Source organism: Aeromonas sp. HMWF014 (assembly GCF_963878295.1).
GTDB lineage: Bacteria > Pseudomonadota > Gammaproteobacteria > Enterobacterales > Aeromonadaceae > Aeromonas > Aeromonas popoffii.
Window position 1 is genome coordinate 1 of sequence record NZ_CAWNYS010000438.1, and the last position, 8,992, is coordinate 8,992.

The following is an 8,992-nucleotide window of genomic DNA, read 5'->3' on the forward strand; positions in this document are numbered from 1 at the left end:
GCCCCGGGCTGATGGCCCCCATCACGCAGATTGCGGCCAGTGCCAGCCAACTCGTCAATTCCATATCTTTCCCTATCTGTAAACCGAATATCAGCAGCGGAGCTCAGGGTAAGGGGTGGCCAGTTATGCCAGAAGTGAAAGTTATGAATAGATCCCATAGCCATTGGCTATAGGTTGGCGCAACCGACAGCGGTTAGCTGACGCCAGCCAACAGCTTGCGACCCTCGGCGACAGTGCTTTGCAGGTGTTCGCGCAAGAAGGGGTAGGCCAGATCGCGAAACCACTTGTGAGCCGGATCCTGATGATGGCGCTGGTGCCACAGCAAATGATACTGCTGGGGGCGGGTGGCAAACGGCAGATCGCAGAATGTAAGATCGTGCTCACGTGAAAGTTGCCAGGCGATATGAGCCGGGGTGGTCATCAGACAGTCGGTGCGCAGCAGTACCTCGACTGCGGCCTGAAAGAAGGGCACCCTGGCAAACCAGCGCCGGGTAAGCCCCTGCGGCGCCAGCACCTGCTCCACCGGGCTGTCCTTGTCGCCGCCGCCGCTCACCTGCAGATGGGGCCAGGCGAGGTAGTGATCCAGACTCAGCACCTTGCCCGCCAACGGATGGTGACTCCCCATCAGCACCACCAGCCGGTCTTCTCCCTGATGCAAGCCACGGATCTGCTCCGGCACCAGATCCGTGATGGTGGAGACCAGATCCAGCTCTGACTGCCACAGCTGCGGCAACTGGCGCTTGTCCCACAAGCTGTACTCCAGCGCCGCCAGCGGCGCCTCTTTGGCCAGCGCGGCGCAGATATCGGGCAGGATGTGCTGGGCCACATAATCGGACGAGGCAAGCCGAAACACCCGCTCGCAACGACCGGGGTCGAAACCCGGTGCTTCGTAGAGCCGATCCAGCGCACCGAGGGAATCCGCCAAGGCTGCCGCCAGCGTCTCGGCCCGTGGCGTCAGCAGCCAACGCTGCCCCTCCCGCACCAGCAAGTCATCGCCAAACTCGTTGCGCAGCTGGCTTAGCTGCTTGCTGATGGAGGGCTGGCTAAGGTGCAGCAGCTCAGCTGCCCGGCTGATGTTGCGGGTCTCCAGCAGCACCTTGAGGGTGGGCAGCAGATTGAGGTTGGCTTTGTGCAAGGGGCGGCCCCATAGGATGGTGGAAAACCCTATCTTAGGGCAGGCGAGTCCTCGACTTTAAGCAAAATCTCCCGCTATTTTCGGCGGTTTTACGCCTCTTCCCTGCCAGATAACCATGGCCACAAGATGACAGTGGTTGGTCCGTGCGGCATAATTGCGCGATTTTCCGCCCGCGGGCGATCCACTTTGAGAAGCGGTAACAAGATGAAATACGCCAATATCACCGGTTGGGGCAAATGTCTGCCTCCCTCAGTGCTGACCAACGATGACCTCAGCACCATCATGGATACGTCGGATGAATGGATCTATCCGCGTACCGGTATCAAGGCCCGCCGGATCTCCCATGTCAGCACCTCGGATCTCGCCACCCTGGCCAGTCGCCGCGCCCTGGCCTGTGCAGGCCTGGCAGCCAGCGATCTCGATGGCATCATCTTGGCAACGGCGACACCTGATACGCTCGCGCCCAATGCAGCCTCTGCGGTGCAGCAGAAACTGGGCGCCGTCAATGCGGCCGTGTTCGACCTCAATGCGGCCTGTACCGGGTTTGTCTACGCCCTCTCGGTCGGCACTTCATTAGTGCAAACCGGCATGATGAAGAAGGTGCTGGTGATCGGTGCCGAGCGCCTGACTTATCTGCTGGACTGGACCCGCCGCGATACCGCAGTGCTGTTTGGTGATGGTGCGGGGGCAGTGGTGATCGAGGCGAGCGAGCAGGAGTGTGGCCTGATTGCCAACAAACTCGGCTGTGACAGCGAAGCGAGGGAGATACTGCACGTCCCGAACTTTGGTACCGATCGGGTGCGTTTTGCCGATATCGACGGTCTGTTTACCTTCAACTTTGAAGGCCAGGAGATTTTCAAGCGCGCGGTGCGCGGCATGGGTGAAGCGACCAGTTGCGCACTCACCCAAGCCGGAATTACACCTGAGCAAATCGATCTCATCGTGCCGCACCAGGCCAACATCCGCATCATCGAAACCTTGGCCAAGCGCATGAACGCGCCCATGGAGAAGGTGATGGTCAACATAGAGAACTACGGCAATACCTCCGCTGCCACAGTCCCCATCGCCCTGTGCGAAGCGCTGGAGCAGGGCCGCGTCAAGCCGAATTCCTATCTGCTGACCGCCGCGTTCGGTGCCGGTCTGACCTGGGGCGCTGCCATCATCAAGTGGGGCGACCGCGTCACCCCCATCAACTCGTGTGATGCCGAACTGCCCCCGTGCGACAAGAGTGCACTTGAGCTGATTGCCCATGCGGTAGAAGGTTGCCAGAAGGCCCACGACAACGAGGACTAATCCTTATCAGGGGCCTGAGTTATCAGGCTCCTTTTTATCTGTGCTTGCCTCCCCGCTATCCACACGCTTCGTTATCCGCCACGTCACAGCGATCTCATTTCGCCAAAGCCCCCGTCGGCTGCCTCCATATTCCAGCTTTATCAGTAGTCCCCGCTGAATTGGGGCGACTTGCAACCAAGTTATTTTTTTGCGCTAACCTTATTGAGCCATTTGTAATTAACAGGTTCGGGCGTGGTTCATCCTCTCTGACACCAGTGAGATAACAGCTTGTTCCCACCTCGACTCACGTGCAGGGATGAGTTTGCGTATGACAGATCACAAGACGGCAGAGACCATTGCATTCTGGGACCCCGTGAGTTGGGCATGCTGCCTAGGCATAGGCCTGCTCAGCATCCTGCTGCTAGTTCTCGCTGGCAGCCCTCTGTCTTATCTGCTGGCCAACGGCGTGCTGGCCCTGGGCGCAGCCCTCTGGTGCTCCCATCACTATCACAACAAGCCGGAGGCAAGCCATCACGACGAGGAGGCTGCTCATACCTGGTCTGCCGCCCAGCTCAGCCATTCCATTATTGGGCTCGAGCAAGTGTGCGAGAAAGCGGTCCCCATCTGGTCACAGCAAATTGAGAGCTCTCGTCAGCAGACCGAAGGGGCCATGATCGATCTGACCCAGCGCTTCTCCGGGCTCACCACCAAGCTGGAAGAGGCGGTAGCCGCCTCTCACAATGCCGCCGGAAATCTGGGCGGGACAAAATCGGCGGGCATGGCCGCCGTACTGGCCGAGAGCCAGGCTCAGCTCAACCAGGTGCTCGCCATCATGCATTCCGCGCAAGCCAATCGCGATGCCATGCTGGCGGAAATCAAGACGCTTACCGCCTACACCATAGAGCTCAATACCATGGCGCTCGATGTGGCCAAAATTGCTTCCCAGACCAACTTGCTGGCGCTCAATGCTGCAATAGAGGCGGCTCGGGCTGGCGAGGCCGGTCGCGGCTTCGCCGTGGTGGCCGATGAAGTGCGCACCCTGTCGCGCCTCTCCAGCGAAACGGCCAAGAAGATGACGGACAAGGTCGACACCATCAATAGCGGCATTGGCCGAGCCTTCCAGATAGCAGAAAGCGCAGCCGCGCGGGATCAAGCAGCCGTCAGTGACTCGGAGCACGCTATCGAGCAGGTGCTGGAGCGCTTTCGCATGGCCACTACCAGCCTGGCGGAGTCGGCAGCCCTGCTGCAGAGCGAAAGCTCGGGGATCCACCGCGAGATCTCCGATGTCATCGTTTCGCTACAGTTCCAGGATAGGGTCAGTCAAATCCTCAACCATGTACGCCAGAACATGGACAGCCTCAATGACCATCTGATTTCCTCACGTAATAGAACACACCAGTCAGGCCCCATCCAGATAGATGCGGAGAGCTGGCTGGCAGACATGGAACTCTCCTACGCCACAGATGAACAACGCAACATTCATCATGGCCGCCGTCAGCAACCCATGGTGAATTCATCCCGCAGCGCAGACGTTACTTTTTTCTAGGAGACAGATATGTCCAAAACAGTCCTGATCGTGGATGACTCGGCAACCATTCGCCAAGTCGTCGGCATGACGCTCAAGGGAGCCGGTTACGAGGTGATGGAAGCCTGCGATGGCAAGGATGCCCTCAGGAAACTCGACGGCAAGAAGATCAATCTCATCATCAGCGACGTCAACATGCCGAACATGGATGGCATCAGCTTCGTCAAGGAGGCCAAGAAACTGGCAAGCTACAAATTCACCCCCGTCATCATGCTGACCACCGAATCCCAAGACAGCAAGAAGCAGGAGGGACAGGCGGCAGGGGCCAAAGCCTGGGTGGTCAAGCCATTTCAACCCGATCAGATGCTGGCGGCCGTCGCCAAGCTCATCATGCCCTGAGTCAGGAGCCACCAATGCCGCTGCACATAGAGACGGGTGAACACAAGACGCTGGTCAAAGTCTCGGGGGATATGACCATCTATACAGCCGCCGATCTCAAGCTGGCACTCACCCCCCTGCTTTACCGCCAGCAGGCGCTGGAGCTAGATCTGTCCCAAGTATCCGAGATGGATAGTGCCGGCTTGCAGCTGTTGCTGGCTGCCAAGAAAACGGCGCAACAGGGCGGTTATCCACTGCACCTAATAATGCACAGCCATGCGGTGCTCGACGCGCTGGAGCTGTGTCAACTGACAGCCTTCTTTGGCGATCCAACCCTCATGCCCCACGCTGATCACGCCTAGGCAGTCCCAGTGACAAGGAGTCATTCGTGAGCATCAATCTTGATCAGGCCCTGCAAACCTACATCGCCGAGGCACGCGAACTGCTGGAAGAGATGGAGTCCGCCCTGCTGACGTTGGAAAACGACCCGGACAACAGCGAGCTGATCGGTGCTATCTTTCGGGCGGCACATACCATCAAGGGATCCGCCGGCCTGTTTGGCTTGCAGCCCATCGTCAGTTTCACCCACATAGTTGAAGACTTGCTCGATCAGGTGCGCAATCAGCAACTGGCGATCACCACGACGCTTATCAAGGATCTGCTGGAGAGCCGGGATCATATCGAGCGGCTGGTCTATCTGGTCGCAGAGCAAGGCGCGTCCCTGGGGGGTGACGAACAGGCTATGGACTCTCAGTTGCGGCTAAATTTGGCACGCCATCAGACGACCCGCCCGACCGGGTTGACGGACTGCACCCCATCAGCAGACGCAGAGCCGCTCAGCAAGGAAGAGGGTCATGTCAGCACCACCTCGTTGTGGCACATCTCGCTGCGCTTTGGCCCGGATGTGCTGCGCAATGGCATGGATCCCACCTCGTTTCTGCGCTACCTCGGCACCATGGGCACCCTCTGCGCCATCGAAACCCTTCACGACGCCCTACCCGACTGGGAACATTTCGATCCCGAGAACTGCTACCTCGGTTATGAACTCGATGTCGACACCCAGGCCGACAAGGGAGCCCTGAGCGACGTGTTCGAATTCGTACGCGATGACTGCCGCATCACCATACTGCCCCCTCACAGCAAAATTGCCGAGTACATAGCGCTCATCAATGACCTGCCAGAAGACAACGATATGCTGGGGCAATTGTTGGTCAAAACGGGAGCTCTGACCGCCAGCGAGCTAGCGCTCGGCCTGCAAACCCAGCATGACAGCCCGCAGACAGACAGCAGCAAGCTGGGGGAGATCCTGATTGCACAGGGCGCAGTCAACGAAGTGGTCGTAGAGGCCGCACTCAAGAAACAACACCAGAACAAGGAGAATAAAACCAAAGAGGGGCGCTACGTCCGAGTACATGCCGACAAGCTGGATGATCTGATCAATCTGGTTGGCGAGCTGGTGGTCGCCAGCTCGGGCGCCAGTCTGTTAGCCCAACGCTCACGGGACAGCCAGTTACAGGAGGCCAACTCCACCATCGCCATGCTGGTCGAGGAGATCCGGGATGGCGCCCTGCGCCTGCGCATGGTACCCATTGGGGACACCTTCAACCGCTTCCAGCGCGTCGTGCGCGACGTAAGCCAAGAGCTGAACAAGAACATTGCGCTAGTCATCACAGGCGGTGACACCGAACTCGACAAATCCGTGGTGGAAAAGATAGGTGATCCCCTGATGCATCTGGTTCGCAATTCCATGGATCACGGCATCGAATCGGCGGGGCAGCGCCTCGCCGCCGGCAAACCGGCGAGGGGCACTTTGACCCTCAATGCCTATCACGACTCCGGCAGCATCGTCATCGAGATCAAGGACGATGGCGCAGGACTCAACAAAGCAAGAATTCTGCAAAAGGCGCAAGAACGGGGCTTGATCGCCGCCAATGCGGCCTTGACAGATCAGGAGATCTACCAGCTCATCTTCGAGCCCGGTTTTTCCACCGCAGAGACAATCACCAACCTCTCGGGTCGAGGGGTTGGCATGGACGTGGTCAAACGCAACATCACGGCCCTGCGCGGCAGCGTCGAGCTGGACAGCAAGCCAGGACAGGGCACCCGAGTGCAGATCAGGTTGCCATTGACCCTGGCCATCATCGACGGCTTTTTGGTCAGGGTTAGCACCACACATTACGTCATCCCCCTCGACATGGTAATCGAGTGCGTTGAGCTGACCCAGAGTGCGCTGGCCGATACTCAGGGACGCAACTACCTCAACCTGCGCGGTGAGGTGCTGCCATTCGTACGACTCCAGCAATACTTCGATATCGAAGGTACGAGAGGGCGCAGGGAAAACATAGTGGTCGTCAGTCACGGCGGCAAAAAATCCGGGCTGGTAGTCGATGAACTGCTGGGGGAGTTTCAGACCGTGATCAAACCGCTCGGCAAGCTGTTTCAACGCCTGCAAGGGATCAGCGGATCCACCATTCTGGGCGGTGGCGAGGTTGCCCTGATCCTGGATATTCCCTCCCTCATTCAACATGCCATCGATCAGGAACTGAGCCAGCTGAGCCAGTACGCCCTTCCTCGCCAGCAAACTCAACCAAGAGTCAATTAACGCCAGGAGCCCATTATGTTCAGAAACTCCACCATTAAAATGCGACTCACCATCCTGCTCTGCCTACTATGCCTGCTGCTACTAGGCGTTGGCGGGCTAGGACTCTACAACATGCAGAGCAGCAACCAGGGCCTGCAACGGGTTTATAACGACCGCGTGGTGCCGCTCAAACAGCTGAAAACCATCTCAGACAACTACGCCGTCGCCGTCATCGACAACGTCAACAAGGCCAATGTGGGCCTCATCAGCGCCGAAGAGGCATTGCAACAGGTCCAGCGGGCCCAGCAGCAGATCAAGCAAGAGTGGCAGCATTATCAGTCCACCAAGCTGACCGCAGCCGAGCAGAAACTATCGGCTGAGGCGGGCACCCTATTCAACGCGGCGGATCGCGATATCACCAGACTGGAGCAGTTTCTAGCGACCCAGCACGGAGTCATCGCCGGCACCCTCAATGATTTTGACGGCAAGCTTTACAGCTCTATCGATCCCATCGGCAACAAGATAACGGAGCTGGTCACTCTGCAACTCGATGTGGCCAAAGCCGAATATGAGCAGGCTCAATCCTGGTACGACGCCATGCTGCTCACCATGATGGTAGTGGTCACGGCAGGGATAGTGGCGGCGGCCTGGCTTGGTATAGTGCTCATCCGCAGCATCATTGCCCCCATAAATCAGGCGCTGCAGGTGGCCAACCATCTGGCGGAGGGGAACCTCGACGTCACCATCACCATAGGAGCCAACGATGAAGCGGGTCAACTCTTGATGGCCATGCAGAATATGGTCAACAAGCTGACAGCACTCATCAACGACATAGAAACCCTGGTCACCGCCGCCGTCGAGCAAGGGGATTTCAGCTACAAGATAGCGCTGGACAATCGGCAGGGTTATACCAAACGCTTGTCCGAGCTGCTGAACCGCTTGTCCGACGTCACAGATACCAGCCTCAAGGATGTCATGCGCATCGCCACCGCCCTGTCGCGGGGGGATCTCACCCAAAAGATAGATCAGCCCTACCCGGGGATTTTTGGTCAGACCAAAGATGGTCTCAACAGCACCATAGACGCCTTGACAGCCATCATTGAAGAGGTACGCAACGCCGCTGACAACCTCACCAATGCCTCCAGCCAAGTCAGCACCACGGCCCAGTCCCTGAGTCAGGCCACCAGTGAACAGGCAGCGAGCGTGGAAGAAACCAGCGCCTCCATCGAGCAGATGAGTGCCAGCATCAACCAGAACACCGACAACGCCAAGGTGACCGACAACATGGCGAGCAGCGCCGTCCTCGAAGCGACCGAAGGGGGTCACTCGGTACAGCAAACCGTGGCGGCGATGCAACAGATAGCCCGCAAAGTCAGCATTATCGATGACATCGCCTACCAGACCAACCTGCTGGCGCTCAATGCCGCCATAGAGGCGGCTCGCGCCGGTGAACATGGCAAGGGCTTTGCGGTAGTGGCCGCCGAGGTACGCAAATTGGCTGAACGCAGCCAGATTGCGGCGCAGGAGATAGGGGAACTATCCTCCAGCAGCGTCGATACCGCAGAGAAAGCGGGCAGTCTGCTCGACAAGATAGTGCCTTCCATTCGCAAGACATCCGACCTGGTCCAGGAGATCAATGCTGCGTCCGGCGAGCAGGCCAGCGCGGCTAACCAGATCAGCATGGCCATGAACCAGCTCAATCAGGTGACCCAACAGAACGCGGCCAGCAGCGAGGAACTGGCCGCCACCGCCGAGGAGATGAGCTCTCAGGCCAACGAGCTGCAGCAGACCATGGACTTCTTCTCGCTGGATAACCTGGTCAGGCCCTCAAAACTCAGCGAGGGTACGCACAGGGGAGCGTCTCCCAGAGGCACGTTTGTCATGCCCGCCCACCACCCGCTGCACGGCAACACGGTACCTCAACCCCAGGTTGATGAAGCCGATTTTGTCCGCTTTTAACCGGAGAGACTCATGAGCATGTCAACCGAAGTGGTCCCACAGCCAGTCACACTGGCTCATGACAATCAGGGCGATGCCCAGTATCTGACCTTCCTGATCAAGGGTGAGATGTTTGCCATCAACATTCTCGGGGTCAAAGAAA

At 58.4% G+C, this 8,992-nt stretch carries 7 protein-coding genes and 2 pseudogenes; 7 read left to right on the forward strand and 2 right to left on the reverse strand.

The window, feature by feature from the left end:
• Both AAC083_RS17335 and AAC083_RS17340 read right to left on the reverse strand, forming a co-directional pair.
• Positions 1–64, reverse strand: a pseudogene (locus AAC083_RS17335) (LysE family translocator); the annotation flags it as partial.
• A 129-nt stretch (positions 65–193) separates the two neighbouring features.
• Entirely contained in the window at positions 194–1,135 is a 942-nt protein-coding gene (locus tag AAC083_RS17340; RefSeq protein ID WP_108537256.1) for a LysR family transcriptional regulator, read from the reverse strand.
• A gap of 204 nt (positions 1,136–1,339) precedes the next feature.
• Between AAC083_RS17340 and AAC083_RS17345 the strand changes: the two genes are divergently transcribed.
• The 7 genes and pseudogenes from AAC083_RS17345 to AAC083_RS17375 form a co-directional block, all read left to right on the forward strand.
• Positions 1,340–2,428 (forward strand): ketoacyl-ACP synthase III, encoded by a 1,089-nt coding sequence (locus tag AAC083_RS17345; RefSeq protein WP_108537257.1) that lies wholly within the window; start codon positions 1,340–1,342, stop codon positions 2,426–2,428.
• Between the two features lie 307 nt (positions 2,429–2,735).
• Positions 2,736–3,953, forward strand: coding sequence for a methyl-accepting chemotaxis protein (locus AAC083_RS17350; RefSeq protein ID WP_042034983.1), 1,218 nt, complete (start codon positions 2,736–2,738; stop codon positions 3,951–3,953).
• Between the two features lie 9 nt (positions 3,954–3,962).
• A complete protein-coding gene (locus tag AAC083_RS17355; protein ID WP_042034984.1) occupies positions 3,963–4,331 on the forward strand; it encodes a response regulator in 369 nt (122 codons plus the stop codon).
• A 14-nt stretch (positions 4,332–4,345) separates the two neighbouring features.
• Positions 4,346–4,672, forward strand: coding sequence for an STAS domain-containing protein (locus tag AAC083_RS17360; RefSeq protein ID WP_108537258.1), 327 nt, complete (start codon positions 4,346–4,348; stop codon positions 4,670–4,672).
• 26 nt (positions 4,673–4,698) lie between these two features.
• Positions 4,699–6,912 (forward strand): chemotaxis protein CheA, encoded by a 2,214-nt coding sequence (locus tag AAC083_RS17365; protein ID WP_108537259.1) that lies wholly within the window; start codon positions 4,699–4,701, stop codon positions 6,910–6,912.
• Between the two features lie 15 nt (positions 6,913–6,927).
• Complete coding sequence (locus tag AAC083_RS17370; protein ID WP_108537260.1) at positions 6,928–8,850, forward strand: methyl-accepting chemotaxis protein; 1,923 nt, start codon at positions 6,928–6,930, stop codon at positions 8,848–8,850.
• A 12-nt stretch (positions 8,851–8,862) separates the two neighbouring features.
• Positions 8,863–8,992 (forward strand): annotated as a pseudogene (locus AAC083_RS17375) (chemotaxis protein CheW); the annotation flags it as partial.